Source organism: Nonomuraea jabiensis, from assembly GCF_014204795.1.
Lineage (GTDB): Bacteria > Actinomycetota > Actinomycetes > Streptosporangiales > Streptosporangiaceae > Nonomuraea > Nonomuraea jabiensis.
In genome coordinates this window covers 1,118,287-1,144,306 of record NZ_JACHMB010000001.1, presented here as the reverse complement: position 1 = coordinate 1,144,306, position 26,020 = coordinate 1,118,287, and the positions used below count along the sequence as shown (strand labels likewise).

The 26,020-nt window shown below is 70.4% G+C and carries 19 protein-coding genes; 12 read left to right on the top strand and 7 right to left on the bottom strand.

Annotated elements, in window-relative coordinates:
- Nucleotides 1-152: 152 nt before the first annotated feature.
- Genes HD596_RS04655 through HD596_RS04645 form a run of 3 tightly spaced genes read left to right on the top strand, consistent with a single transcriptional unit; the run spans nucleotide 153 to nucleotide 1,973 of the window.
- Nucleotides 153-458 carry a hypothetical protein gene (locus HD596_RS04655; RefSeq protein ID WP_185068053.1) on the top strand — a complete coding sequence of 102 codons (306 nt, stop codon included), beginning with the start codon at nucleotides 153-155 and terminating at the stop codon, nucleotides 456-458.
- 30 nt (nucleotides 459-488) lie between these two features.
- Nucleotides 489-1,286, top strand: a complete 798-nt coding sequence (locus tag HD596_RS04650) for a polysaccharide deacetylase family protein (RefSeq protein WP_185068052.1) — start codon at nucleotides 489-491, stop codon at nucleotides 1,284-1,286.
- A 36-nt stretch (nucleotides 1,287-1,322) separates the two neighbouring features.
- A complete protein-coding gene (locus HD596_RS04645; RefSeq protein ID WP_185068051.1) occupies nucleotides 1,323-1,973 on the top strand; it encodes a DUF2461 domain-containing protein in 651 nt (216 codons plus the stop codon).
- A 25-nt stretch (nucleotides 1,974-1,998) separates the two neighbouring features.
- On the opposite strand, the gene HD596_RS04640 is transcribed toward HD596_RS04645, so the two are convergent.
- Nucleotides 1,999-4,512, bottom strand: coding sequence for a hypothetical protein (locus HD596_RS04640; protein ID WP_185068050.1), 2,514 nt, complete (start codon nucleotides 4,510-4,512; stop codon nucleotides 1,999-2,001).
- Nucleotides 4,513-4,695: 183 nt separating this feature from the next.
- On the bottom strand, nucleotides 4,696-6,546 hold the full coding sequence (typA, locus tag HD596_RS04635; protein WP_185068049.1) for a translational GTPase TypA: 1,851 nt from the start codon (nucleotides 6,544-6,546) through the stop codon (nucleotides 4,696-4,698).
- A 234-nt stretch (nucleotides 6,547-6,780) separates the two neighbouring features.
- Here typA and HD596_RS04630 point away from each other — a divergent pair, with 234 nt between their 5' ends.
- The 5 genes from HD596_RS04630 to HD596_RS04610 all read left to right on the top strand — a co-directional run bounded on the left by HD596_RS04630 (nucleotide 6,781) and on the right by HD596_RS04610 (nucleotide 13,739).
- Nucleotides 6,781-7,524: an AMP-binding protein gene (locus HD596_RS04630; protein ID WP_185068048.1), complete on the top strand. Its 744-nt coding sequence runs from the start codon at nucleotides 6,781-6,783 to the stop codon at nucleotides 7,522-7,524.
- Between the two features lie 52 nt (nucleotides 7,525-7,576).
- Nucleotides 7,577-10,006 carry a LuxR C-terminal-related transcriptional regulator gene (locus HD596_RS04625; protein ID WP_185068047.1) on the top strand — a complete coding sequence of 810 codons (2,430 nt, stop codon included), beginning with the start codon at nucleotides 7,577-7,579 and terminating at the stop codon, nucleotides 10,004-10,006.
- Between the two features lie 72 nt (nucleotides 10,007-10,078).
- Complete coding sequence (locus HD596_RS04620; protein ID WP_185068045.1) at nucleotides 10,079-10,492, top strand: AMP-binding protein; 414 nt, start codon at nucleotides 10,079-10,081, stop codon at nucleotides 10,490-10,492.
- 54 nt (nucleotides 10,493-10,546) lie between these two features.
- Nucleotides 10,547-12,976 carry an ATP-binding protein gene (locus HD596_RS04615; RefSeq protein ID WP_185068044.1) on the top strand — a complete coding sequence of 810 codons (2,430 nt, stop codon included), beginning with the start codon at nucleotides 10,547-10,549 and terminating at the stop codon, nucleotides 12,974-12,976.
- Nucleotides 12,977-12,986: 10 nt separating this feature from the next.
- A complete protein-coding gene (locus tag HD596_RS04610) occupies nucleotides 12,987-13,739 on the top strand; it encodes an alpha/beta hydrolase (protein ID WP_246554131.1) in 753 nt (250 codons plus the stop codon).
- A 199-nt stretch (nucleotides 13,740-13,938) separates the two neighbouring features.
- On the opposite strand, the gene HD596_RS04605 is transcribed toward HD596_RS04610, so the two are convergent.
- Both HD596_RS04605 and HD596_RS04600 read right to left on the bottom strand, forming a co-directional pair.
- Nucleotides 13,939-15,372 carry an aldehyde dehydrogenase gene (locus HD596_RS04605; RefSeq protein ID WP_185068043.1) on the bottom strand — a complete coding sequence of 478 codons (1,434 nt, stop codon included), beginning with the start codon at nucleotides 15,370-15,372 and terminating at the stop codon, nucleotides 13,939-13,941.
- Between the two features lie 123 nt (nucleotides 15,373-15,495).
- A complete protein-coding gene (locus HD596_RS04600; RefSeq protein WP_246554129.1) occupies nucleotides 15,496-18,513 on the bottom strand; it encodes a M14 family metallopeptidase in 3,018 nt (1,005 codons plus the stop codon).
- A 202-nt stretch (nucleotides 18,514-18,715) separates the two neighbouring features.
- Between HD596_RS04600 and HD596_RS04595 the strand changes: the two genes are divergently transcribed.
- The gene (locus HD596_RS04595) at nucleotides 18,716-19,612 is read left to right on the top strand and encodes a coiled-coil domain-containing protein (protein WP_185068040.1); all 897 of its coding nucleotides are present in this window, start codon (nucleotides 18,716-18,718) and stop codon (nucleotides 19,610-19,612) included.
- Here the strand turns inward: HD596_RS04595 and HD596_RS04590 are convergent.
- Entirely contained in the window at nucleotides 19,594-20,889 is a 1,296-nt protein-coding gene (locus tag HD596_RS04590) for a GH1 family beta-glucosidase (protein ID WP_185068039.1), read from the bottom strand. The two genes, HD596_RS04595 and HD596_RS04590, sit on opposite strands and share 19 nt — an antisense overlap.
- Before the next feature lie 57 nt (nucleotides 20,890-20,946).
- Here HD596_RS04590 and HD596_RS04585 point away from each other — a divergent pair, with 57 nt between their 5' ends.
- On the top strand, nucleotides 20,947-21,585 hold the full coding sequence (locus HD596_RS04585; protein ID WP_185068038.1) for a TetR/AcrR family transcriptional regulator: 639 nt from the start codon (nucleotides 20,947-20,949) through the stop codon (nucleotides 21,583-21,585).
- 127 nt (nucleotides 21,586-21,712) lie between these two features.
- Here the strand turns inward: HD596_RS04585 and HD596_RS04580 are convergent, their stop codons facing one another.
- Together HD596_RS04580 and HD596_RS04575 are read right to left on the bottom strand one after the other, a co-directional pair.
- Nucleotides 21,713-22,933 carry an IS110 family RNA-guided transposase gene (locus HD596_RS04580; RefSeq protein ID WP_185068037.1) on the bottom strand — a complete coding sequence of 407 codons (1,221 nt, stop codon included), beginning with the start codon at nucleotides 22,931-22,933 and terminating at the stop codon, nucleotides 21,713-21,715.
- Between the two features lie 240 nt (nucleotides 22,934-23,173).
- Complete coding sequence (locus HD596_RS04575; protein ID WP_185068036.1) at nucleotides 23,174-24,097, bottom strand: aldo/keto reductase; 924 nt, start codon at nucleotides 24,095-24,097, stop codon at nucleotides 23,174-23,176.
- Nucleotides 24,098-24,178: 81 nt separating this feature from the next.
- On the opposite strand from HD596_RS04575, the gene HD596_RS04570 reads away from it, so the two are divergent.
- Together HD596_RS04570 and HD596_RS04565 are read left to right on the top strand one after the other, a co-directional pair.
- The gene (locus HD596_RS04570) at nucleotides 24,179-24,538 is read left to right on the top strand and encodes a MerR family transcriptional regulator (protein WP_185068035.1); all 360 of its coding nucleotides are present in this window, start codon (nucleotides 24,179-24,181) and stop codon (nucleotides 24,536-24,538) included.
- 36 nt (nucleotides 24,539-24,574) lie between these two features.
- Entirely contained in the window at nucleotides 24,575-26,017 is a 1,443-nt protein-coding gene (locus HD596_RS04565; RefSeq protein ID WP_185068034.1) for a penicillin-binding transpeptidase domain-containing protein, read from the top strand.
- Nucleotides 26,018-26,020: the final 3 nt, after the last annotated feature.

Below are 26,020 nucleotides of genomic sequence, written 5' to 3'. Positions count from 1 at the left end.
CAGTAATGTTTGCGGTCGCCCCCTGGGGCCGGGCTGCCGTCAACCGGGCACCCGCCACCGGCGGTCGGTGACGAGTACTTCATGCTTTGGACGGCTGATACCCGTTGTTGGGTACATCTCTGGTGTGGCGGAATGTGGGCAGGGGGTGGCGTGTGAGTGAGGCCCTCGCGGCGACGGAGAAGCTCCAGTCGGAGCTTCGCGCTCTGGGCGTCACCAGCGCGTACGACGTAGGGGACGGAGCGACCATCTCGGTATGGATAGGCCTGGTCGTTCGGTATAGAGATGGTTTTTACCGTTGGCAGGAAGGACCGGTGAAACGTCGGCATCTGGGTACGGATCCGGTCGGATGTGCCATGCGCGTGGCGCGCCGCTACAAGGAACTGCAGGCCGATATCCCACTCTGGTGGGACGACCTGGCCAGGGAATTGCGGGGGAAACCGGTCCAGGACTATCCGTAGGCCCCCGCGCGCGGCGTTTCGGGGGGAACCATGCGCGTATGGGCTCTGCCGCTGGCCCTGCTCGCTCTGGCGATCTGCATCACCTACTCGGTGGCGCGCCGCCATCAGCCCGAGCCGCCGATCGTGCCGTACAAGGCGGCCGTCGTCGATCCGGCGGTGCTCGCCAAGCGGCTGGTGTCGATGCAGTACGGCTCCGGCTGGCCGCGCAGCCGCAGGTTCGACTGCGCGAAGCTCAAGTGCGTGGCCCTGACCTTCGACGACGGGCCCGGCGAGTACACCGGGCGGCTGCTCGACATGCTGCGCAAGCGTGACGTCAAGGCCACGTTCTTCGTCATCGGGCAGATGGTGGCGGCCGACAAGGGCGGCCGGCTGGTCCGGCGCATCGTCGAGGACGGCCACGAGCTCGGCAACCATTCCTGGAGCCACCCCGCCCTCGCCGGGCTGTCGCACGACGACGTGCGGCGGCAGCTCCAGCACACCAACGACCTCGTGTTCAAGCTGACCGGGGTGCGGATGCACATCATGCGGCCGCCGTACGGGTCGACCAACGCCGCCGTCGCCGCGGAGGCGCGCCACGAGGGGCTGGCGGAGATCCTCTGGAGCGTCGACACCCTCGACTGGCTGCACCGGGTCCCCGCGGCCGTGGCCCGGCGGGCCGGTGAGGCCAAGCCCGGATCGATCGTCCTCATGCATGACATCCACCGCACGACGGTCGAGGCCGTGCCCGCCATTCTCGACTTCCTTGACCGGAAGGGCTTCACGTTCGTCACGGTCTCGGAGCTCTACGGCAGGACGCCGTCGCCGGGGCGGACGTACACCGAGCGGTGACCCGAGCTGTCGGTGCGGCGTGGCACCCTGGGGAGCATGGGTTTCAGCGGCTTCCCTGATGAGGCTTTCCTGTTCTACGAAGGGCTCGAGGCGGACAACTCGAAGACCTACTTCACGCGGCACAAGCACCTCTACGAGGAGGCGGTGCGGGAGCCGATGCTCGCGCTCACGGACGAGCTGGCCTCCGAGTTCGGGGCGGCGCAGCTCTTCCGGCCCTATCGTGATGTGCGCTTCTCCAAGGACAAATCGCCGTACAAGACCCATCAGGGCGCGTTCGTGGACCTCCAGCCGGGGATCGGGCTCTACGTGGAGCTGAGCGCGGCCGGGCTATACACGGCTGGGGGCTTCTACACCCAGGCGCCCGACCAGGTGGCCCGCTACCGCGCCGCGGTGGACGAGGACCTGACGGGCAAGCCCCTGGAGTCGATCACGGGGGAGCTGGTGTCCGCCGGTTACGAGCTGGGCGGGGAGCGCCTCAAGACCAAGCCGCGGGGCTTCTCGGAGGACCATCCCCGGATCGACCTGCTGCGGCACAAGTCCCTCTATGCGGGGGTGCGGTGGGAGCCGGAGCCGTGGGTGCACACGGTGGAGGTGCGCGAGCGCGTCTCCCGTACGTGGCGCGCCTACGGCCCCCTGGTCGCGTGGCTCTGCACCCACGTCCGCGGCACCGAACTCCCCCGCCGCTAACCCGGGCCGGTGGGGTGTTGCGCGGTTAGCGGGGGGCGGTGGTGGTGATTTGGTCGCCCTTGAGGATGCGGTCGACGGTTTGGCCGGCAGCGGAGGTGGCGGCCGTGGTGCCGGCCGCCACGACGATGGCCAGGGCGGGGGCCGCCAGGCTGCGGATGCTGCGTAGGTTGCGGACCCGGGCCCACGGCTCCCCGGCCAGGTGCATGAGGCGCCACTCCCAGTACAGCCCCAGCCCCACGCAGACCATGGTCACCTGGCCCACCACGATCCCCACCACCTGTACCTTGTCGAAGGCCCCGATGTCCGGCTCCACCAGGGTGGACAGGTAGCCGGACAGCTCCGTGAGCAGGGCCGCGGCGATCAGGTGGAGGGCCTTGGTCATCGGCTGGGTGCCGCGCAGGCGCGGGTAGAAGTAGCCGAACAGGAAGCCGAAGGCCGGCAGCGTGATCAGGTAGCGCGCGTCGAAGATGAAGCTGGTCAGGTCGACCCCCTCCGGCCACCCGTACACGATGGCGAAAGGCAGGCTCAGCAGCAGGCTCGCGGCGAAGGCGTGCACGCCGTTGTGCCAGGGCGGGCATCCGGCGGCCGTGGCGAAGGCGGTCTCCGGGTGCCGGCCGTGCTGCCGCAGCGCCTGCTCCAGGGCGTCGCGCCGCTCGTCGAAGTCGGTCATCGACATCTCGCCCGAGCCGATCCTGCCCCGCCCGACGCGGTACAGCTCCTGCTCGGCCACCAGCAGCAGCCGCTTGTGCAGGGCGGCCCTGATGAGCCGGCGGTGCTCCTCGTGCGAGGCGGGCTCGGTGAGTACGGGGCGCGGCCCGGAGAGCAGCCAGCGCGCGCTCGCCCAGGCCACGATCGAGGTGATCGCCAGCAGCGGCAGCGGCACGTCGATGTCCGCCAGCGTCGTGCTGCCGCCGGGCGTGATGTACAGCACCATCAGTACGGCGATCATGGTCGACTCGGCGACCGGGTTGTCGATCGCGGACAGCTCGTCGCCGAGCCGCCGCAGCCGCAGCACCAGCATCAGGAACCCCAGCAGCAGCAGCCCGAGCACCCCGCGCACGAGCGGGGTGAGCACCAGGCTGCCGATCCGGGGTTCGGGTTGCGAGACCGCCAGGCTCCACGATCCCGTGTCCAGCCATTCGGTCGGCCAGCCCTGGACCAGCAGGCTCACGAGCACCGCGCCGGCCACCGCGCCGCGCGTCCACTGCTTGGTGGCCACGGCGATGGCGGCGACCGGGATCATCGCCCAGCCCAGCGCCAGCACCAGGCGGACGCTGTCGGGCGGGTACACCCCGGCCAGCAGCGCCCGCAGCCACAGCGCCAGCGCGAGCAGCCCGATCGCGGCCTCCGCCGACAGCACGGCCAGCCGTACGATCACCGGTCTGACCCCCAGGTCCACGCTGAACGCGACCGCGGACCCGGCCGCGGCCACGGCCGCCACCGCCCCTCCGGCCAGCAGCGTCTGCCCCGGCAGCTGCCCGTGCAGCCACGACCAGGCCAGCATGCCGAGCCCGACCACCACGCCCAGCCCGGTCGTGACCAGCAGGTCGCGGGTGTTCCACGGCGGGCTGGTGGGCAGCACCCGTCCGGCGTGCCGCAGCGCGAGCGCGGGCACCGCGACGAAGAGGATCACGTACGCCACCGCCGACCAGTCCGCGGCGAACAGCGGGATCAGCAGCGTGGGCGCCGCCAGGACGAGTCCGACGAACAGCTCCCTGTTGGCCAGCCGCGCCCACCACCCGCGCCCGAGCGAGCGCAGCAGGAAGGCGACGAGAGCGATCGCGGTGAGCACGCCGAGCGCGGTGGCCCACGAGAAGTCGTCCTCCACGACCGTGTCGGCGAACCCGAACGAGTCCGGCGCCAGCGTCATGCTCACCGGGTACGCCCCGACGGTGAACTCCAGCCGCTCCTCCTGCTCCCGCTCCGGCGTGATCCCCGCCAGCCGCAGCACCGTCCATTCGCCGGGCAGCACGGCGATCGAGCGCGAGGTGACGATCAGCGGGACCGCATTGGGCGCGGTGAAGTCGAGTTTCAGCAGTTCGTCCGTCTTGACCTGCCGCAGCAGCGTCACGGCGAACCTGGCCGTGGTCCCGGTGGAGTCGGAGGTCAGGATCGGCGCCAGGCGCGTCGTGGGCGCCAGCCCCGGCCCGCCCACCTTGATCGCGCCGAACGCGGCGTCGGTGACCTGCTGAAGCGTGCCCGGGAACCCGCTGCCCTGGCGCAGCGCCTCCGTGAGCGGGTCCTTGGGCGCCATCTGGAGCCGGTGTACGACGGTCACCTTGACCTGCCGCTGGCGGGGATCGATCCGCCCCTTGGGCACCGGGTCCAGGTCGCGCTCAGTCGCCCTGGCGAGCGTCACCTCGGTGGTGGCCTTGCGGTCCCAGCCCACCAGGGGGTCGGCGCGGGCGGCGGCCGCCACCCACGGATTGGGCGCCGCGGTGCTCTTGGGCAGCGCGGGGCCCGCCACCGGTCTGGCTACGACGGTGCACCAAACAATCGCCCCCAACGACACCAGAGCCAGCCCGAACGCAGTTGCCATCCGGAGCTTCCCCACAAATTGGATGATTCTCCGGAATGGCAGAATGTTCTATGTCAGGGGGTCACGGTGTGATTACAGCTTTTCCCCATGACCCCTTTTCCTGACCGGCAGGCCCATCCATCGCCCGTGGCAGAGCCGGGAACTTACCGGGCGGCCTTACCCGAAAAAGGCGATGAAAAAGGCTCAGGCGCGCTTGGCGCGGGCCGCGGCGCGACCGCGCGTGGCGGCGTCGAGCACGACCTTGCGAATGCGCACGTGCTCCGGAGTGATCTCCACGCACTCGTCCTCGCGGATGAACTCCAGCGCCTGCTCCAGCGAAAGGACGCGCGGCGGGATCACCTTCTCCGTCTCCTCGCTGGTGGAGGAGCGCATGTTGGTGAGCTTCTTCTCCTTGGTGATGTTCACGTCCATGTCGTCGGACCGGGAGTTCTCGCCGACGATCATGCCTTCGTAGACCTCGGTCGTCGGCGAGACGAACAGCGTGCCGCGCTCCTGCAGGTTGAGCATCGCGAACGCGGTCACCGGGCCGGACCTGTCGGCCACCAGGGAGCCGTTGTTGCGGGTGCGCAGCTCGCCGAACCAGGGCTCGTACGAGTCGAAGACGTGGTGCACCAGGCCGGTGCCGCGCGTCTCGGTGAGGAACTCGGTGCGGAAGCCGATCAGGCCGCGCGCCGGCACCACGAACTCCATGCGGATCCAGCCGGTGCCGTGGTTGGTCATGTGCTCCATGCGGCCCTTGCGCACGGCCAGGAGCTGGGTGACCGCGCCGAGGTATTCCTCGGGGCAGTCGACCGTCAGGCGCTCGACCGGCTCGTGCACCTTGCCGTCGATGGTCTTGGTGACGACCTGCGGCTTGCCGACGGTCAGCTCGTAGCCCTCGCGGCGCATCTGCTCGACCAGGATGGCCAGCGCCAGCTCGCCGCGGCCCTGCACCTCCCAGGCGTCGGGCCGGTCGGTGGGCAGCACGCGCAGCGACACGTTGCCGACCAGCTCCTTGTCGAGGCGGTCCTTGACCATGCGGGCGGTGACCTTGGACCCCTTGACCTTGCCGACCAGGGGCGAGGTGTTGGTGCCGATGGTCATCGAGATGGCCGGCTCGTCCACCGTGATCAGCGGCAGCGGGCGCGGGTCGTCGGGGTCGGCCAGCGTCTCGCCGATCATGATGTCGGGGATGCCGGCGATGGCGATGATGTCGCCGGGGCCCGCCTCCTCGGCCGGCTTGCGCTCCAGGGCCTCGGTCATGAGCAGCTCGGTCACCTTGACGCGCTGGATCGTGCCGTCGGTGCGGCACCAGGCCACCTGCTGGCCCTTGCGCATGACGCCCTGGTGGATGCGGCACAGCGCGATGCGGCCGAGGTAGGAGGAGGCGTCGAGGTTGGTGACGTGGGCCTGGAGCGGCGCGTCCGGGTCGTACGTCGGCGCGGGGATGGTCGACTTGATGATGTCGAACAGCGGCTCGAGGTCCGTCGCGTCGGGCATGCCGCCGTCCTCGGGGCGCTCCATGGAGGCCCGGCCGGCCTTGGCGGAGGCGTAGACGATCGGGAAGTCGATCTGCTCCTCCGTGGCGTCGAGGTCCATGAACAACTCGTAGACCTCGTCCACGACCTCCTTGATGCGGGCGTCGGGGCGGTCGACCTTGTTGATGCACAGGATGACCGGCATCTTCGCGGCCAGCGCCTTGCGCAGCACGAAGCGGGTCTGCGGCAGCGGCCCCTCGGAGGCGTCGACCAGCAGCACCACGCCGTCGACCATCGACAGGCCGCGCTCGACCTCGCCGCCGAAGTCGGCGTGGCCGGGGGTGTCGATGATGTTGATGGTCATGCCGCCGTGCTTGACCGCGGTGTTCTTCGCGAGAATGGTGATGCCCTTCTCGCGCTCGAGGTCGTTGGAGTCCATGACGCGGTCGTCGACGTCCTGGTTGGCGCGGAAGGCCCCGGACTGCCAGAGCATGGCATCGACCAACGTGGTCTTGCCATGGTCGACGTGCGCGATGATCGCGATGTTCCGCAGGTCGTCGCGGCTGTTCAAAGGCATGATGACGTCTCGCTCTGTGTCGTGGGGGCGGCCGCGCGAAGTCGCGGCCTTATAAGTCTAGTTGATCCCCTCTGATGACAGGCGCGAGGTGAGGCAAGGGGCGGGTGTGGACAGGGGGATCCGGGACGTCCCGTGCGATCCTCGATGACCACCGTGACGTGCAGTCCGCACGTACATAGCCGGTTGCACAATTGTGCGCATGGCAAGCCGGGCCGCCGTCCTTAGATTGTCGGCATGACCTGGACAGAGCTGGTTATGGCCGCGGCGCCGACCCAGGGGGACCAACCGGCGGTCAGCGAAGTCAGGACCGGCGAGGTGCTGTCGTACGCCGCGTTCGCCAGGCGGGTCACCCGAGCCGCGGCGGGTCTGCAGCGCCAGGGCCTGCGTTTCGGCGACGAGGTGATCGTCGACGTCCCGCTCGGCACGTCGTTGCCCCTGGCCGTCCACTCCGTGGCCTGGGCGGGCGGGGTGGCGGTGCTCGCGGCCTCGGGGACGGCGCGCTTCATGATCACCCAGCGCCGCTACGACCCCGCCGCGGTGAAGGTCGACCGGGTCTTCTCCTTCCAGTCCGTGTCGGGGGCGAAGCCGTTCACTGCGCTCATCGGCGACCGCGCCCTCGAGTACGGCCCGCTGGCCGGGCCGGCGATCACCGTCGACGGCGGGCGGGTGTTCGATCACCACACGCTGGCGGCCGACCTGCGCCGGCTGGCCGGCCGGCTGGTGATCGGCAAGGAGGACGTGGTGATCAGCGCGGTGAGCGAGCCGTTCCGGGGCCTGCGGGTGATCGACCTGGCGATGACGGTGGGGGCGCACGTCATCATCGCCCACGAGCCGAGCCTGGTGGGCTGCCGCGTGCTGGCCCAGGAGCGCCGGGCCACCATGGTCGTCGCGCCGTATGACCTGGCCAGACGGCTGCTCGGCGATCCCGTCCTGCGTGTCGTCGACGAAAGGGCGATCGTGAGCTCGCTTGGGCTGTGAAAAGTGCGACACTGTGGGAGAGTGTGATCCTTCAGCGACGCAGGGTGACCACATGCCAGAGCCCCCCAGGCACAATCTTCCGGCGGAGCCCAACCGGTTCGTCGGTCGCGAGCGCGATCTCGACGAGCTGCGCGGGCTGTTCCGCGAGACGCGCGTGGTCACGTTGTGCGGGGTGGGCGGCATCGGCAAGACCCGCCTGGCCCTGCGGGTCGCGGCCGGGCTGGTGGCCGCGTACCCCGACGGCGTCTGGCTGGTCGAGCTGGCCAGGCTGCGCCACCCCGAGCTGGTCGACCAGGAGATCGGCCGGGTGCTCGGCGTGCGGGAGGAGGCGGGCCGCCCGGTGTTCGGCACGGTCCTCGACCGGCTGCGCGACCTGCACTGCCTGCTGCTGCTCGACAACTGCGAGCATCTCATCGACAGGTGCGCCGAGGTCGCCGCGGCGCTGATCGCGGCCTGCCCGCGCCTGAGCGTCCTGGCCACCAGCAGGGAGCCGCTGCGCATCGCCGGCGAGCTGATCTGGCGGGTCCCGCCGCTCGACCTCCCCGACGAGGGCACCCCCGGGGAGGGCGGTCCCGAGGCGGAGTCCGTGCAGCTCTTCCTCGACCGGGCGACGGCCGCCGGCACCAGGCTGGGCCCCGGCAGCCTGCCCGACGTGGTGCGGCTGTGCCGGGCGCTCGACGGGCTGCCGCTGGCGCTGGAGCTGGCCGCGGCCCGCACGAGCCTGCTCAGCCCCGGGCAGATCGCCGACCGCATCGACGACCGGTTCTCGCTGCTCACCACTGGCGGCCGCACCGCCCCCGTCAGGCAGCGCACGCTGCTCGCGGCCGTCGAGTGGAGCTACGACCTGCTCTCGGCGAAGGAGCAGGTGCTGCTGCGCCGGCTGTCGGTGTTCGCCGGGGACTTCGACCTCGACCTGGCCGAGCGGGTCTGCGCCGAGCGGCCCATCTCGGAGGCGGAGATCGTCGATCTGCTGGGTGGGCTGGTCGACAAGTCCCTCGTGCTGTGCGACGAGAGCCGCAGGCGCTACTGGCTGCTGGAGACCATCAAGCGCTACGCGGTGGAGTGCCTCCACCGGGCCGGCGAGCGCGAGGTCCTGCGCGAGCGCCACCTGCACGTGGTCTGCGAGCTGCAGGAGCGCCACTTCACCACCGAGATGGTGGAGCCGGGCGTGCCGTGGGCGCGCCGCCTGGAGGCGCTGACCATGAGCAAGAGCCTCGTCGACGACCAGCGGATGGCGCTCGACTGGTCCGTGGAGTCCGGCAACGTGCCGCTGGGCCTGCGCCTCTGCGCCGCCAGCAGCGGGCTGCTGCCGCTCTGCGGAAACCTGACGGAGATCGTCACCTGGATCGAGCGGCTGCTCTCGCTCGACCTGACCGAGGTGCCCACCGAGCAGATCGCGCAGGCCAGGGGATACCTCGCCTACGGCCTGGAGGCCAGGGACGAGCTGAGCCGCTCCCTGGCGCTGGCCGAGGAGAGCCTGGCCGGGCTCACCGCCGACAACACCTTCGCCCGCTGCGTCATCCACAGCCTCATCCTCGTCGTGCTGCTGCGCATGGGCAGGCCCGAGGAGGCGGTGCACCACGCCGAGGCGGGCCTGGCCCTGGCCCTGCGGTCGGGAGACGCGTGGAACCAGGCGGCGGGGCTGGCCGGGCTGTCGGCCGTGGCGCTGACCCGCGGACGGCTGCGCGAGGCCCAGCGGCACGGCGAGGAGGCGCTCGCCCGGGCCCGCGAGCACGGCCACCGGTGGATCATGGCCAGGACCGCCACCCAGCTCGGCGCGGTGGCCGAGTTCCGCGGCGACCTGGTGACCGCCAAAGCCCACTACGAGATGGTCGTCCCGTGGCTGCGCGAGCTGGGCAGCGACCTCGACCTGTCGCGCGCCCTGGCCAGGGTCGGCAGGGTGACGGCGATGCTGCACGAGTTCGCCGCCGCGCGGGAGTGGCTGGCCGCCAGTCTCGCCCTGGGCCGGGAGACCGGGCAGCGCCACGGCGTGGCCCTGTGCCTGGTCGGGCTGTCGGTGCTGGCGGAGCGCGAGGGCGACCTGGAGGGCGCCGTGCTGGCCGCGGGCGCGGCGGTCAGGCTGCGCGAGTCGATCGGGCAGCAGTCGCCCACGCTCCGGATCGAGGAGCTGCTCGCCCGGGCCCGCACCAAGCTGGGCGACGGCCGCACCACCTCGCTCTGGTCGCGGGGCCGGGCCATGAGCCCCGACGACGCCGCCCGCCACGTGCTGGAGGGCGAGCGCGTCGCGCAGAAGGCGCCGGTGGCGGCCAAGCCGGTCAGACACTCGCTGCTGACGGCCCGCGAGCAGGAGGTCGCGGGCCTGCTCACCCGGGGGCTGTCCAACCGCGCCATCGCGGCGGAGCTGGTGATCAGCCCCGCCACGGTCGCCCGGCACATCGCCAACATCATGGAGAAGCTGGGCTACACGTCGCGGGCCCAGATCGCGGTCTGGGCCGCCGAGCAGCCGACCGTCGCGCGCTGAGCGCGGTTCTGCATAGGGATCTGCATATTCCGCCCCATGTATGCATGAGGGGCCCTCCCTACCGTGGGCCACATGGATGAGCGCATCGTCATGGTGGACTCGGGCACCGGCCTGAGGCTCACCGAGGAGCAGCTGGACGAGAGGTCTGCAGTCGCGGCCGTCCAGCTGCGGCGCCGAGGTGTGCGCGCGGGTGACGCCGTGCTCATCTGCCTGCCCGTGGGAGCCGACCTGCTGGTGGCGGCCGACGCGGTGATCGCCGCGGGCGGCGTCGCCTGGCCGTTGCCGTGCGACCTCGACGTGAGCGCCTTCAGGGACCGGATCCACGCGAGCGGCGCCCGCGTGATGATCTCCGACCTGCCGAGGGCGCTCGACGCCGCGGACGAATCACGCGTACGGATCGTGATGAGCGTCGCCGACCTCGGGGTGCTGCATTCATATCCAACCAGTCGCGAACTCTGCACGGAAAGTGACCCCATCAGCCCCTGAACCAGGGGAGACTTGGCATCGGATGTGATCCCCCCGCGACCACCTGGGCCCCACATGATCGCGCAAGTTCCGCACAACCTCCCCGCCGAGCCCAACCGCTTCGTCGGGCGCGTCCGTGACGTGGCCGAGCTGGCGGCGCTCGTCCACGAACAACGCGTGGTCACGCTCAGCGGCGTGGGCGGCATCGGCAAGACCCGGCTCGCCCTGCGCGTGGCGGCGCAGCAGCTGAGCCGCTTCCCCGACGGCGTGTGGCTGGTCGAGCTGGCCCGCATCGGCAACCCCGAGCTGATCGTCAACGAGATGGCCGAGGTGCTCGGCGTACGCGACGAGGTGCCCGGGCGGCTGCTCGACGGCCTGCGCACGCGCCTGCGCGCGGCCAGGGCGCTGATCGTGCTGGACAACTGCGAGCACCTGGTCGGGCGGTGCGCCGAGCTGGTGGCCGGTCTGAGCGCCGAGTGCCCCGAGCTGCGGTTCCTGCTCACCAGCCGGGAGCCGTTGCGCATCCCGGGCGAGCTGGTCTGGCGGGTGCCGCCGCTGGAGCTGCCCGACGAGCGGCATCCCGAGGCCGAGTCCGTGCTGCTGTTCGTCGAGCGGGCGCTCGCGGCGGGCGCGAGCGGGGTGGCGGGCGTCATGGACGACGTCGTACGCCTGTGCCACGCGCTCGACGGTCTGCCGCTCGCGCTGGAGCTGGCGGCGGCCCGTACGAGCCGGCTGAGCCCCGGGCACATCGCCGACCGCCTGGCCGCCCGCGGCGGCGAGCGGTTCGGCCCGATCGCCGCCGGCGATCGCACGGCCCCCGCCAGGCAGCGCACGCTCCTGGCCATCGTCGAGTGGAGCCACGAGCTCCTCCCGCCCAAGGAGCGGGTGCTGCTGCGCCGGCTCTCGGTGTTCGCCGGGCCGTTCGACCTCGGCCTGGCCGAGCAGGTCTGCGCCGACGGCGGCATCCTGCGCAAGGCCGAGCTGGCCGGCCTGCTCACCGGCCTGGCCGGGAAGTCGCTGGTGCGCCACCACGCCCCCGGCCGCTACCGCCTGCTGGAGACCATCAAGCAGTACTCCGCCGAGCGCCTGGAGGAGGCCGGCGAGGCCGCGCACCTGCGCGACAGGCACCTGAAGGCGGTCTGCGAGGAGATGGAGCGCTGCCACGAGGCCGGCTCGCTCGACCGCAGGATGCCGTGGCAGGCGCGCTTCGCCCATCTCACCAGGGGCCGCGCCCTCCTCGACGACTCCAGGAACGCGGTCGACTGGGCGGTGGAGTCGCGCGAGCCCGTGCTCGGGCTGCGCCTGGCCCGCGCCGCCATGGCCGTCATGGCCGTCCGGGGCGACCTGGGCGAGAGCGTCGGCTGGCACGAGCGGCTGCTCGCGCTCGACCTGTCCGGGGCCCCTGCCGACCTGGTCGCGGTGGCCAGGAGCGGGCTGGCGTACGGGCTGGAGCTCGCCGACGAGCTGGGCCGGGCGGAAGAGCTGGTCGTGCGGGGGCTGGAGGAGCAGAAGCGGCACCCGTACAGCTACTGGCTGGGCATCACCTACGGCGTGGCGCTGACCGTGCTCTTCCGCACCGGGCAGAGCGAGCGGGCGCGGTGTTACGCCGCGGAGCTGGAGGCGGCGGCGGGCGCCCACGACGACCTGTTCAACCTGGTCACGGCCCGGATCGCGCAGCTCAACCTGGCGCTCTTCCACGGCCGGCCGGACGAGGCCCGGCGCTACGGCGAGGAGGCGCTCGCGCTGGCCCGGGAGGCGGGGCACCACTGGTCGCTGGCCAGGGCGCTGACCCACCTGGGCGCGGTGGCCGAGGCCGCGGGCGACCTGGAGACCGCCAGGTCGCACCACGCCGCCGCGCTGCCGCTGCTGGAGGACCTGGACAACCGGATCGAGCTGGCCCGCTGCCAGGCCCAGATCGGCCGGGTGGCGGCCGGGCTGCACGACTACGCCGCGGCCAGGGGCCACATAGCCGACAGCCTGGCGCTGAGCAGGCAGACGGGCCAGCGCCGGGGGATCGTCCGCGCGCTCATGGCCGTCTCCGCCCTGGCGCAGGCGCGGGAGGACCTGGAGGGCGCGGTGCTGGCGGCCGCTGCCGCCACCGCGCTGCGCGAGTCCATCGGGCAGGTCGGCGCGTCCGGCCGGATCGACGAGCTGCTGGCGCTCGCCCGCGGGCGGCTCGGGGCGGACCGGGTGGAGCTGCTGTGGGCCAGGGGGACGGGGATGCCGCCGGAGGTGGTGGCCGGGCTGGTGCTCGACGGCGACCCCGGGTCGGCCGCGCCGCCGCCGCCGGTGCCGGCTCGGGACGGGCTGACCGCGCGGGAGCGGGAGATCGCCGCCATGCTGGCCCGCGGCCTGAGCAACCGCGGCGTCGCCGAGGCGCTGGTGATCAGCCCGGCCACCGTGGCCAGGCACGTCGCCATCATCATGGAGAAGCTGGGCTTCGACTCGCGGGCGCGGATCGCCGTCTGGGCGGCCGAACACGGGGTGGACGCGGAGCGAACATAAGCTCGTCTCCATGCCGTACGCGCCTCATTTCCCCGTCATGCTCAGAACCGACGACGGGGTACGCCTCAACGCCGCCCACACCCCCTCCACCCGCACTGACCTTGGCATTGTCATGGCGCACGGGTTCACCGGGTCGTGGCGGGATCGGACCGCGCGGCGCATCGTGCACGTGCTCAGCGGCTACGGCGGCGTGGTCGCCTTCGACTTCCGCGGCCACGGGCGCTCCGGGGGTGAGACCACGGTGGGCGACCTGGAGATCCTCGACCTGGACGCCGCCGTCCGGCACGCCCGCGTGGCCGGCTACACCAAGATCGCGGTCGTGGGCTTCTCCATGGGGGCGGCGGTGGCCGTACGGCACGCGGGCCTGCGCGGCGGCGTGGACGCCGTGGTGTCGGTGAGCGGCCCGGCCCGCTGGTACTACCGCGGCACCAAGCCGATGCGGCAGGTCCACTGGGCGATCGAGCGGCCGTTCGGGCGCCTGGCGGCGAGGGTGGTCAAGCGGACCAGGATCGCCCGCGGCGAGTGGGACCCGATCCCGATGCCGCCGCACGAGGCCGCCGCGCTCATCTCGCCGGCCCCGCTGCTGATCGTCCACGGCGACCAGGACGCGTTCTTCCCGCTCGACCACGCGCACCAGCTCTACGCCGGCGCACGCGATCCCAAGGAGCTCTGGATCGAGCCCGGGTACGGCCACGCGGAGACCGCCGCGCCCCCCGAACTCATTCGCAGAATCGGCAAGTGGATCTCTTCGAACCTTTCGTGAGTTAAAGGCGTCTATCTAGGACGGAAAGAAAGAAACCACCGGGAGAAAGTCCCTGGGGAAGGAAACCGTCGCAGCGGTGGACGTGGGACATACTTCCGGTAGCGGGATCTGTACCTAGCGTTGCGGGGGCGCGCTGGGTGCACGTTCCGCGGCACGACGAAGGGCCTCGCGGCATGCCGCGAGGCCCTTCTCGCCGGGGCTACCCGAGCCGCGCGATCGTCTTGTACTCCAGGTAGCCGTTCAGGCCCTCGGGGCCCAGCTCGCGGCCGAGGCCGCTGGCCTTGTAGCCGCCGAAGGGCGCGTTGTTCTCCAGCATGAAGCAGTTGACGCCGTACGTGCCGGTGCGGACCTGGCGGGCCACGTCCATGCCGTGCTCGGCGTCGGCCGTCCACACCGAGCCGGCCAGGCCGTAGTCGCTGTCGTTGGCGATGCGTACGGCGTCCGCCTCATCCTCGTACGGGATCACGGCCAGGACCGGTCCGAAGATCTCCTCGCGGGCGATGCGCATCTCGTTGGTGACGCCGGCGAAGACGGTGGGGGAGACGTACCAGCCGCGGTCGTAGGGGCGGTCGAGGCCGCCGACGACGACCTTGGCGCCCTCGTCCATGCCGATCCTGATGTAGCCCTCCACCCGGTCCTGCTGCCGCTTGGCCACCAGCGGGCCGATGCCGGTCGCCGGGTCGGCGGGGTCGCCGACGGGCTGGGAGTTGACCATGTTCGCGACGGCCTCGACGACCTCGTCGTAGCGGTTGCGCGAGGCCAGGATGCGGGTCTGCGCCACGCAGGCCTGGCCGTTGTTCATGAGCGAGGCGATGGACAGGAAGCCCATGCTGGCGGCCAGGTCGGCGTCGTCCAGGATGATCGCGGCGGACTTGCCGCCCAGCTCCAGGCTGACCCGCTTGAGCTGCTCGCCGCAGATGGCGCCGATGCGCCGGCCGGCCGCCGTCGAGCCGGTGAAGGCGACCTTGTCCACGCCGGGGTGGGAGACCAGGTGCTCGCCGGCCTCGCGGCCCGCGGCCACGATGTTGAGCACGCCCGCCGGGATGCCCGCCTCGATCGCCCACTCGGCCAGCAGGTACGCGTCCAGCGGCGTCTCGGGCGCCGGCTTGAGCACGATGGCGCAGCCGGCCAGCAGCGCGGGCGCGACCTTGGTCATCGTGACGAACTGGGGGACGTTCCACGGCACCACGGCCGCCACCACGCCCACCGGCTCCCTGCGCACGGTGATCGGGCCGAACAGCCCCGGCCGCTGCTCCTCCTGCTCGAACGTCTTGCCGAGCTCGGCGTAGTACTGCAGCATGCCCAGCGGCTGGGGCGCCTGGGCGAGGTTCGAGAACGTGATCGGCGAGCCCATCTCCTCCGTGATGAGCTGGGCCATCTCGCCCTGCCGCTCGTTGTAGATCGCGGCCAGCCTGCCGATGACCTCCGCCCGCTCGGCGAACGTCATCCGCGGCCACGGCCCGTGGTCGAACGCCTCCCTGGCGGCCGCGACCGCGCGGTCCATGTCCGCGGCGGTGCCGTCGGGCACCTGGCCGACCACCTCCTCGGTGTGCGGGGAGACGACGTCTATCGTCGCGGTGCCTGCGGGGGCCACCCATTCGCCCCCGATGAACAGCCTGTCGTGCCGGCGCATGTCGTGACCCTCCTACTTGACCGAATGCTTGCTTGCTTCCGGACTTCCTCAAGGTGACCGAACCATGTTCTGTCCGGACACGCAAGAGGGGTGCGGCACGCTCTGCCGCACCCCTCTCCGGCTCTAACCGAGCAGGTGTTTCATGGATCTCTTGACGAGGTCGGCGCGCGTGGCCGGATCGGTCACGCTCTCAGCGCCGAAGCCCAGGTAGACGGTGTCCTTGGTGACGATGCCGGCACCCTCCTCGAAGACCTGGTCCGTCCTGAACCAGTTGTTGATCGACGGCGAGGTGCCCTCGGGAGGCGCCCCGACGGCCCAGCCGCCCAGGTCCGACTCGAACGAGGTCTGCTCGGTCGCCACGCCGTCCAGGGTGACCGCGAAGTCGTCCAGGAAGACGCCCGCGCCCTGGGTGCCCCAGTCGCTGATGTAGGAGATCGACAGCTCGACCTGCTTGCCCGCGTACGCGGTCAGGTCGATCTTCCACTGCTGCCAGCCGCCCGAGTTGCCGGTGGCCGCGTGCCAGGCGCCGGAGGTGCCGGTGGACTCGCAGTTGGGACCCTGGTAGCGCTGGGTGAACGGATGGATCGTCCGCCAGCCTTCGCCGCCGCTGGGCGGGTCGCAGCTGCTGCCGGTCTCCTGGGTGGTGTGCCCGTTGGCGTCCGGGAGCATGGTCCAGTCGTCGCCGCCGACCGTGTGCGCCTCGACCGCGAGGTAGTCCCAGGTGCTCTCGGTGTCGTACGACGTCCAGAACGTCAGCTCGCCGGAGCTCTTGCCGGTCAGGTCGATCGTCTTGGTCAGCCGCTTCCACGAGACGTCGGCGATGCCGCTGTAGACGTCCCACGCCCCGGAGTGCGGGTCGAACGGGCCGCCCGGGCGTACCCACTTGACCTGCGCCGAGCTCGCGAACAGCGGGAACTGCTGCGCGGGCAGGATGGCCGAGGTGGCCACGAACGAGTTGGTGTGGCTCGGCTCGATCGTCGCGCCGAAGCCGTCGAACGCGCCGCCGTTGCCCGCCAGCCCGAACGGCTGGCCCGTGTTGTGGTCGGTGCCGGCGTCGTCGAAGAAGACGTACGCGCCCAGCCAGTACTGCTGGAAGTCGTTGAACACCGGGATGCACGGCGGGTCGTCCGGGACCGTGCACTCCGGCTGCGCCGGCTGGTCGGGCTGGTAGTAGTAGGCGCCGTTGTTGTTGGCCGCGAACGACGGGTACTTGCCGGCGTGCAGCAGCTTGCCGCCCTCGTTGAGGTAGTCGCGGACCGCGAGCTCGGTGTCCACGCCGCCCTTGGAGGTCGTGCCGCCCACCTGGCCCGGCGACCTCGGGATGATGTCGTCGCCGCTCTCCCACACCACGGCCTTGTAGTGGCTGAGCACGCCGAGCGGGTGCGGGGCCTTGCGGCCCATCTTGTCCATGTCGTACACGTCGGAGGTGTAGCCGGCCGCCGTGAGCGCCGCGGCGTACTCGTCGGCGTACTTGGCCTCGGTCACGCCCTGCGCCGGGCTGAGGCCCGTGACGTCCTCCGTGGCCAGGATCAGCACCTTGCCGCCGATGTCGCTCGCCACGGTGTAGGTGAAGTCGGCGCTCTTCCTGCCGATCGAGGTGAACCAGACCTTCACCTTGTCGCTTGGCTTGGTGCCGGTGATCTTGCCGCGCAGCCGGTGGTAGTAGCGGTTGTAGCCGCTGCCGTACCGCTCGCCGCCCTTCCACTCGCCCGTCAGGACGGTCTTGGTACGGCCGCCGTTGACCTGGTAGTTGAGGAAGACCGGGCCGAGCTTGCGCTTGGCGTTGACCTGGACGACCTGGTCCTTGCCGTAGCTGACCTCGAACGGGTCGATCTCGAAGTCCGGGGTCGTGTTGCCCAGGTGGTTCACCGGCTCGACGGGGTTGACCGCGGACTTGGCCACGTCGAGCGCGAACGGCAGGCCCTTCTCGAACTCGCCCTGCACCAGCGCCTCGTCGTCGGGGAAGACGAACCCGCAGCCGTCGCAGCCCTCGTCCAGCTCCGGCGTCCACGACAGCGTGCCGTACTGGCGGTGGGCATGGTCGTTGGTGTCGCCGTTCGTGGTGTACAGCTCGGCCCCGAGGTCGGGGTCGAAGCCGGGGACGGCCGGCTTGGCGTCGTTGCCGGTGATGGCCTCGTAGATCGGGTTGTCGGCCGTCTCCGTGGCGATCTGGAAGCCGCTCGGGTAGAGCAGCAGCGGGCCGTAGGAGTGGTAGTTGAGCTGCATCTCGAACCCGATGCGCCTGAGCAGGCCGTCCATCGCCTTGGTCTCCGGCTCGCTGGCCGGGGCCGTGCCGCGGTAGGTCTCGCTGCTCGGGATGCTCGACGAGCCTTCCTCGTCGTAGTGGAAGTTCGTCGGGAAGTTCCGGTTCGGGTCCACGCCGTCGCCGACCGTGATCTTGCCGTCGCCGTTGACGTCACGCAGGTTCTTGCGCCACAGGCGGTTGCCCTCGGTGAACGTGAAGTCGTACCCGTCGGGGTTGGCCACCGGCACGAACCACAGCTCGGACTTGTTGAGCAGGTCCTTCAGCGCGGTCTTGTTCGCGACCACGTACTTCAGCAGCCGCATGTCCACCTCAGTGGCGATCCACTCGCGGGCGTGCTGCGTGGCGGAGTAGAGCGTCGAGGGCTTGATGCCGTCGGGCAGCAGCCGGGCGCCCGTGGTGACCTTGACGGCCAGGATGTCCTGGCCCTTCAGCGACTTGCCGATGGACTGGAGCTTGACGATGTCCTTGTTGGCGTTCGCGATGGCCTTGAGCTGGTCGGCGATGCCGCCCGTCTCGGAGTAGGACTTCCACACGGTGTAGCCGGAGGCGGCCTGCGCCTTGGCGGCCTCGAGCTGGGTCTGGCCCTGCGGGTTGCGTACAGGCTCGGGTTTGTGGCCGAGCTTGCGCAGCGCGTCCAGGTCGGCCTGGGCGGCGGTGAGTTCGATGTGTTCCTGGTCGCCCTTGTTCTGCTGCTGGACGACGTCGAAGCCCTTTTCCCTGAGTGTCTGCGCGGTGCCCGGGGCGCTGTCGAGCTGGTAGAGCTCGATGCGGTCGCGGGGCGGTAGGGGGTCCACGGACGCCTGCGCGGTCGTGGCCACGATGGAGGTGCCTAAGCCGAGGATGACGGCGGCGGCGAGGGTCAATGTTCGAGACAAGATCTGCCCCTTCGCAGAGACGAGTTCGATCGCCATCTCAGACCGTTGGAGCGATCTATACAAGACCCAATCTTTAGGTCCGCCTTAATTCGGACAAAACATCCGAAATGTCGCCAATGGTGCGGCAGTTCGGCCGTTCGGGTGACAGGAATCAAGATCATCTTCTATAGTTTCGGACCGTCTATGAGGGGAGGGGGCGGGTGTGAGAATCGGGCGGATCGCCGTTCTTGTCGCCGTCCTCGCCGGGCTGCTCGGCCTTCCCGCGCCGTCCCCGGCCGTGGCCGATCCCGGCCCGACTGACCTGCGGAGACTCACCAAACAGGCCGAGCTGCTCGAAAAGCGTTATCGTGGCCAGATCCAGAGCCTGGAGGAGATCAAGCTCCAGGTGAAACGGGCGACCACCACTTCCGGCACCCTTCAGGCCCAGCTGAGGAACGCGCGGGCGGACGTGGCGAACATCGCGCGGACCGCGTACATGGTGGGGCCCCTCGACACCTTCCGGCTCCTCACCCCCAACGGCGACCCGACCGTGATACTGGGGCAGGCGGCCAACATGAACTACATGGCCGACGAGCGCACCAGGCGCGTCCAGGGTGTCCAGAAGCTGATCGACAAGTCCAAAGAGGCGAAGATCGCCGCCAATGACAAGATCGAGAAGCTGCGCAAGGAGATCAAGAACCTCCAGAGCAAGCAGCGCGAGGTCGAGAAGCTGCTCGCCAAGTACGGCTTCCAGCAGCCCGGCGGCGCCGAGGGCCTGACGCAGCGCATGATCGACGTGCGGGCCGACATCATGCGGAACTTCCCCATGAAGTACGGCGTGGGCTGCCTGCGCCCCGGCGACCCCGGCGAGCACGGCAAGGGCCGGGCCTGCGACTTCATGATGTCGCCTGGCGGCACCATGGCCACCGGGGCCGACGAGGCCCGCGGGGACGCCCTGGCCGACTACCTGATCAAGAACGGCGCCCGGATCGGCGTCATGTACATCATCTGGAAGCAGCGCTACTACGACATCCGGTCAGGCGGCGGCTGGGACCCCATGTCCGACCGCGGCGGAGTCACGGCCAACCACTACGACCACGTTCACGTGTCGGTGTTCTGAGCCCTGATGTGCTCTCGCAGCCAGCTGTAGGAGGCCTTCGGGGTGCGGCGCTGGGTCTCGAAGTCCACGTGTACGAGGCCGAAGCGCTGGTGGTAGCCCTCGGCCCACTCGAAGTTGTCCAGCAGGGACCAGACGAAGTAGCCCCGCACGTCCACGCCCTCGGCCATGGCCCGGCGCATCGCCGCGATGTGTCCCTCCAGGAACTCGATGCGGGAGTGGTCCTCCAGCGTGTCGTCGGTGGAGCAGCCGTTCTCGGTGATGTGGATGGGCGGGAGCGCGCTGCCGTACCGGGACTTGAGGCCGGTCAGGAGCTCGCGCAGGCCGTCGGGGACGACCGGCCAGCCGAACGCGGTGGTGGGGTAGCCGGTGACGCCCGCGTCCGTGAACGGGAGGCCCTCGTCGGTGGGGGCGGCGATGCGGGTGGGGTTGTAGTAGTTGATGCCCAGGCCGTCCAGCGGGGCGGCGATGAGGTCGAGGTCGCCGTCCCGGACGAAGTCGACGTTCTTGGTGTACGCCGACAGGTCCGGATATTTGCCGAGAAGTATGGGGTCGTTGAAGAGGCGGTTGTGGAGGATGTCGTAGGCCTCCGCCGCCTTCAGGTCGGCCTCCTCCTGGGAGGCGGGCCAGACCGGGGTGCAGTTGTTGGTGATGGCCACCTGGCGGGCCCCGGCCGCCCGTAAAGCCTGCACGGCCAGGCCGTGGGCCAGGAGCTGGTGGTGGGCGGCGGGGAGCGCGTCCGTGAGGAGGGCCTGGCCGGGGGCGTGGATGCCCATGGCGTACCCGTAGGCCATGTGGACGAACGGCTCGTTCAGGGTGATCCAGAGGGGGACGCGGTCGGCCAGGCGGGCGGCGACGGTGGCGGCGTACTCGGCGAAATTTCCCGAAATATCGCGATTAATCCACCCACCGCGATCTTGCAGCGCCTGCGGCAGATCCCAGTGGAACAGCGTCGGCACCGGCTGGATGCCCTTCTCCAGCAGCGCGTCCACCAGCCGCTCGTAGAAGTCGAGCCCTGCCACGTTGATCTCGCCGTCCCCCTGCGGCTGGACGCGCGGCCAGGCTATGGAGAAACGGTAGGCGTTCACCCCGAGACCGGACATGAGCTCGACGTCCTCACGCCACCGGTGATAGTGGTCGCACGCGACGTCCCCGGTATGCCCGTCCCTGGTGCGGCCCGGCTCGTGGGCGAAGGTGTCCCAGATGGAGACGCTCCTGCCGTCCTCCTTGACCGCGCCCTCGATCTGGTACGCCGCAGTGGCCGTCCCCCACAGGAACATCCCGGGCTCCTTTCGTCTATGGGAACTTTAATGTCAGTAATAGGTCAGGATGGGGTCATGACGAGTACCTTGCGCCGCCGTCCCGCCCAGCGCCGGAGCGTGGAGCGGGTGGAGCGGATGCTCGACGAGTGCGCGCTCCTGCTCGATGAGGTCGGCTACGAGGCGATGACCACCAAAGAGGTCGCCCGCCGAGCCGAAGTCCCGATCGGCACCTTCTACCAGTTCTTCCACGACAAGCAGGGGTTGGTGCGGGCGCTGGCGCGGCGCAACCTCGAGGCGTTCCTCTCCCGCGTCATCGACCGCATCCCCAAGGCCGACCTCGGACACTGGACCGACCTGGTGGACCTGGCCATCGACGAGTTCGTCGCCATGAAGCGCACCACGCCGGGGTTCGCGGTGCTGGACTTCGGCGAGGTCCTCCTCGGCCCCGGCGGCCCGGCGGTCGGCGGGAGCAAGACTGCGCTGGACGGGACGCAGGAGAACAACATGGTGGTGGCCGAGCGGCTGCGCACCCTCACCCTCGAACTCCTGGACGCGCCCGTGGGGCCGGGGCTGGATCGCGCGCTGCTGGTGGCGGTGGAGGCGACGGACGCGGTGCTCAAGCTGGCGTTCCGCGTGGATCCGGCGGGGGATGCGCTGCTGATCGCCGAATGCAAACACCTCGTCCGCCGCTACCTCGCCGACCACCTCGCCTGACCACCCCAGGGCGGTTGGGGACGCGTCGCCGGGGCTCCTATGGGCGGGCGGGTGGTGGGATGCGCGTAGGGGCCGGGGCGGGTTGGACCGGGAAGCGCAGGGGTCAGACATCCCTGGAGCTTGGGTGTCAAGCGGCTTGGGTGTCGTGACGGTGATGCCAAGCGGTTGTCTGGTCGTAGTGGGTGCCGGTTTTGAGGCAGCCGTGCAGGATGCCCACGAGGCGGTTACCGACCTGGCGGAGAGCGGCGTTGTGTCCGACATCTCGGGCGCGGAGTTCGTCGTAGTAGGCGCGGACCTCGCAGTCGTGCAGGATCGCGCAGCTGGCTTGCAGGTGGAGGGCGTCGACGAGCCGGTCGTTGTGGACGAAGCGCGCGTGCACGGTCTTGGTCTTGCCGGACTGGCGGGTGATCGGGCTGGTTCCGGCGTAATTCTTGCGTGCCTTGGCGCTGGCGTAGCGGTTCTTGGCATCGCCGAACTCTGCGAGCACCCGGGCGCCGAGTACGACGCCAAGACCGGGCTGGCTGAGGTAGATCTCAGCGTCCGGGTGCCGGCCAAAATGCGCCTCGACCTCACCCTCCAAGTTGTTGATCTCGGTGTTCAGCGTGGTGATGACCGCGACCAGGGCCCGAACCGTCGAAGCGTAGGCGGCAGCGACAAGCTCGGCCTGACCGAGCTGCTGGGTACGCAGCGCCTGCTGGATCGCAGCGGCCTTGCCTGGGATGTTCCGGTGCCCCTTGAGCGCCGCACTGATCTGGCTGACGGTCAGTTTGGCCGCCGTCGCCGCAGTCGGGGCCTTGGCCAGGAGCCTGAGCACGGCCGGCGAGGTCAGGCCCAGGGGTTTGAACGCCTCCAGCGCAGCGGGGAAGTAATCCCGCAACGCACTGCGCAGCCGCAACATGTGCCGGGTGCGCTCCCACAGCAGCGTCTGATGCGCCCGGGTGACGACCTTGACGGCCTCGGCCACATCGGAGTCTCCCGCGACCTGCGGTAACTGGTGACGGCGGGTGCGGACCATGTCGGCCAGCCCATGGGCGTCGCCCTTGTCACTCTTGGCCCCCGAGTTGCTGATGATCTCCCGGTGCCGGGCGGCCTGCTTGGGATTGACCGCGAAAACGCGGTAACCGGCCGCCACCAAAGCCCGCACCCAGGGGCCCCGATCGGTCTCGATGCACACCAGCACGTCAGCCGGTTCGGCATCCTCGGGCAGGAACTCGGCCACCAGCGCGTGGAAGCGGGCCATCCCGGCCATGCCCTCGCTCAGCTGGATCCGTTTGACCGCCCGCCCGTGCTCATCTTGGACCTCGATATCGTGATGGTCTTCAGCCCAGTCATCTCCGACGAACAGCATCCGGCCTCCAAGATCGACGACATCTCCAGCAGCCCGCAGGAGCCGGTCGGCGGCCTAATGGACCAGTGCTCACGCCACTGGGGCGGGCACGACATCCCATCAGCGATCAAGACCCCTGACCACCGGTGAGGGCACGGTCTGACCCCAGGGCTCAAACATCGGCCCGGGTGATGGAAGTGCTCACTCACCGGCGGCTACCAGGCACCGAATCTGCCCGATCAGGTGACCCGGTAACTCCCATTAGGTGGTGGTGTCGAGGCGGGTGCGGAGGTCCGGGTCGAGCTTGAGGTCGGCGGCGGCGATGGCCTCCTCCAGCTGGGCGAGCGTCGAGACGCCCACGATCGGGACCACGCCGTCGGCCAGCAGCCAGGCCAGCACCACCTGGTTGGGCGTGGCGCCCAGCTCGTCCGCGACCTCCCGCAGCACCGCGAGCCGCCGCGTGGTCCCCGGGTGGTCGTAGATCTCGGGGATGGGCCGGTCGGCGCGGGTGTAGCTGCCGTACATCAGCGTGTTGTACGCCCACAACGTCACGTCAGGCTCGGCGGCCAGGTAGTCGAAGGTTTCGTCCGTGGCCAGCGTGTGCCCGGACTCCGCCGGCTTGGTGAGCGGGCGCGGGCGCAGGTAGGTGTGCCGGAGCTGGAGGTAGGTGTAGGGGATCCAGCCGTGGGCGGCCGAGATGTTCCTGGCCCGTTCGAGGCGCCAGGTCGCGAGGTTGCTCGCCCCCGCGCTGCGGATCTTGCCTGCCTGGGCGAGCTCGTTCAGCGCCCCCAGGGTCTCCTCCAGCGGGACGGACCGGTCTTCGATGTGCGACCAGTACAGGTCGATGTGGTCCGTCCCGAGGCGCCGCAGGCTGCCCTCGGCGGCCTTGGCGATGGCGGCGGCGGACAGGCCCTCGGCGGAGGCCAGGGTGGTGTCGCCGGGGACCGTGGGGCGGGCGCCGCCCTTCGTGCTGATGAAGATCTCATCGCGGTTGCCGCGCGCGGCCAGCCACGCGCCGACGGCCAGCTCGCTCTCATCGCCCGACCGGCCCTCCACCCAGAACGGGTAGTTGTTGGCCGTGTCGAGCATCGTGCCGCCGGCCTCGTGGAACCGGTCCAGGATGGCGAACGTGTCCCGCAGGTCGACGGTCGTGCCGAACGGAATCGTGCCGAGTGCGATGTTCATGGGCCCGACTTTGGAAGCTGGAGTGCACTCCATGTCAAGCCCATTGACCTGGAGTGCGCTCCAGGTGGGATCCTGGTGAACGTGAGCGTCTACACGCCGGCGGAAGTTGTCGAGGAGACCGGCTTCAGCATCGACACCCTGCGCTACTACGAGAAGATCGGCCTGCTGGAGCGCGTCGGGCGCAACGCGGCCGGGCAGCGCAGGTTCAGCCAGGAGGACATCGGCTGGCTCGGCACGCTGCGCTGCCTGCGTGACACGGGCATGCCCATCGCCAAGATGCTGCGCTTCGCCGAGCTCGTACGCGCCGGAGACCACACGATCCCCGACCGGATCAAGCTGCTGGAGGAGCACGACCGGCAGGTCAGGGACCAGATCGACAACCTGGCCGAGCGGCAGAAGTACATCCACAACAAGATCTCCTACTACCGCAGCCAGCTCTAGCCCTGCCTTTGCGGTCCGGCTGTTAAACCAAGATCCATGGCCGGATCGAGGGCGGAGCGGATCGACGAGCCGCTGCGCCGTGTCGCCAGGTTGTGCGCGGCGATGCTGTTCGCGTTGCTGGCGCACGTGACGGTCGTCCAGGCGTTCGGCTCGCGGGAGCTCAACGCCGACCACAGGAACGTGCGGCCGCTGATCGACAGGTTCGACCATCCGCGCGGCGACATTCTCACCTATGAGGGCACCCCGATCGCCGCGAGCCGTCCGACCGGCGGCGGCCCGTACCTCTACCGGCGGGTCTACCAGGACGGGGAGCTGTACGCGGCCGTCACCGGTCACATGTCGCTCTACCGCTCCACCGGGATCGAGCAGGCGCGGGACGAGGTGCTGTCCGGGGAGGACCCCAAGGTCAAGGTGCGGTCGCTGGTCGGGGAAGGCGTCGTGGAGGGGGCCGACGTCCGGCTGACGATCAGCGAACGGGTGCAGCGGGCCGCGTACCAGGAGCTCAAGACGATGGGGCTCCCGGGAGCGGTGGTGGCCATCAACCCGGCGACGGGGGCGATCCTGGCGCTGGCCACCTATCCGACCTACGACCCGAACACCCTCACCACGTTCGACGCCGGGCGGCTCCTCGAGAGCTCGCGGCTGCTCAGGCAGGATCCGTCGCGGCCCCTGCTGAACCGGGCGCTGAACCGGCTCTATCCGCCCGGGTCCACGTTCAAGCTGGTGACGGCGGCCGCGGCGCTGGCGTCCGGGGAGTACACGCCGACCACGCTGGTGGACGCGCCCGTACGGCTGCGGCTGCCCGGGACGTCGACGATCCTGCAGAACGCGGGCGGCGGCGGGTGCGGCAAGCAGCGGCCGACGCTCACGGACGCCTTCCACGTGTCCTGCAACACCGCGTTCGCCGGCATCGGGCTACAGCTCGGGCAGGACCTGCTCAGGGACCAGGCGGAGGCGTTCGGGTTCAACGCCCCCAACCTGGCGATCCCGCTCGTCGCCACGGCCAGCCGCTATCCGCTGGCCATGGACCGGGCGCAGACCGCCCTGTCGGCCATCGGGCACCATGACAGCCGGGTGACGCCGCTGATGGTCGCCATGCTGTCGGCCGCCGTGGCCAACAACGGGACGTTGATGCGGCCGTACCTGGTGGAGGAGGTACGGCTGGCGGACGGCTCGGTCATCGACCGCGCCGTGCCCTCCGTCTACCGCAAGGCCGTCTCGCCGGCGCTGGCCAAGAGCCTGGCGGCGATGATGACGGTGGCGCCGCGCACCGGGAAGTCGGCGGCGGCCCCCAGGACGGGCGCCGAGGCCGTCCTGTCGGAGATCATCCCGGGGACGGACGACCACGCGCTCGTCACCGCCTTCGCGCCCGCGGACGCGCCCGAGGTGGCGGTGGGGGTCGTGCTGGAGCGCCCCGGGGCGCGGGCCGACGCGGTGACCGCGATGGCCCGCACGGTCATCGCGGCCGCCCTGCAATAAGGG

Excerpts from the sequence above, each read along its gene's own strand:
- HD596_RS04650 (WP_185068052.1), top strand. The coding sequence starts at position 489 with ATGCGCGTATGGGCTCTGCCGCTGGCCCTGCTCGCTCTGGCGATCTGC.
- HD596_RS04645 (WP_185068051.1), top strand. The coding sequence starts at position 1,323 with ATGGGTTTCAGCGGCTTCCCTGATGAGGCTTTCCTGTTCTACGAAGGG.
- HD596_RS04640 (WP_185068050.1), bottom strand. The coding sequence starts at position 4,512 with ATGGCAACTGCGTTCGGGCTGGCTCTGGTGTCGTTGGGGGCGATTGTT.
- typA (WP_185068049.1), bottom strand. The coding sequence starts at position 6,546 with ATGCCTTTGAACAGCCGCGACGACCTGCGGAACATCGCGATCATCGCG.
- HD596_RS04630 (WP_185068048.1), top strand. The coding sequence starts at position 6,781 with ATGACCTGGACAGAGCTGGTTATGGCCGCGGCGCCGACCCAGGGGGAC.
- HD596_RS04625 (WP_185068047.1), top strand. The coding sequence starts at position 7,577 with ATGCCAGAGCCCCCCAGGCACAATCTTCCGGCGGAGCCCAACCGGTTC.
- HD596_RS04620 (WP_185068045.1), top strand. The coding sequence starts at position 10,079 with ATGGATGAGCGCATCGTCATGGTGGACTCGGGCACCGGCCTGAGGCTC.
- HD596_RS04615 (WP_185068044.1), top strand. The coding sequence starts at position 10,547 with ATGATCGCGCAAGTTCCGCACAACCTCCCCGCCGAGCCCAACCGCTTC.
- HD596_RS04610 (WP_246554131.1), top strand. The coding sequence starts at position 12,987 with ATGCCGTACGCGCCTCATTTCCCCGTCATGCTCAGAACCGACGACGGG.
- HD596_RS04605 (WP_185068043.1), bottom strand. The coding sequence starts at position 15,372 with ATGCGCCGGCACGACAGGCTGTTCATCGGGGGCGAATGGGTGGCCCCC.
- HD596_RS04590 (WP_185068039.1), bottom strand. The coding sequence starts at position 20,889 with ATGTTCCTGTGGGGGACGGCCACTGCGGCGTACCAGATCGAGGGCGCG.
- HD596_RS04585 (WP_185068038.1), top strand. The coding sequence starts at position 20,947 with ATGACGAGTACCTTGCGCCGCCGTCCCGCCCAGCGCCGGAGCGTGGAG.
- HD596_RS04580 (WP_185068037.1), bottom strand. The coding sequence starts at position 22,933 with ATGCTGTTCGTCGGAGATGACTGGGCTGAAGACCATCACGATATCGAG.
- HD596_RS04575 (WP_185068036.1), bottom strand. The coding sequence starts at position 24,097 with ATGAACATCGCACTCGGCACGATTCCGTTCGGCACGACCGTCGACCTG.
- HD596_RS04565 (WP_185068034.1), top strand. The coding sequence starts at position 24,575 with ATGGCCGGATCGAGGGCGGAGCGGATCGACGAGCCGCTGCGCCGTGTC.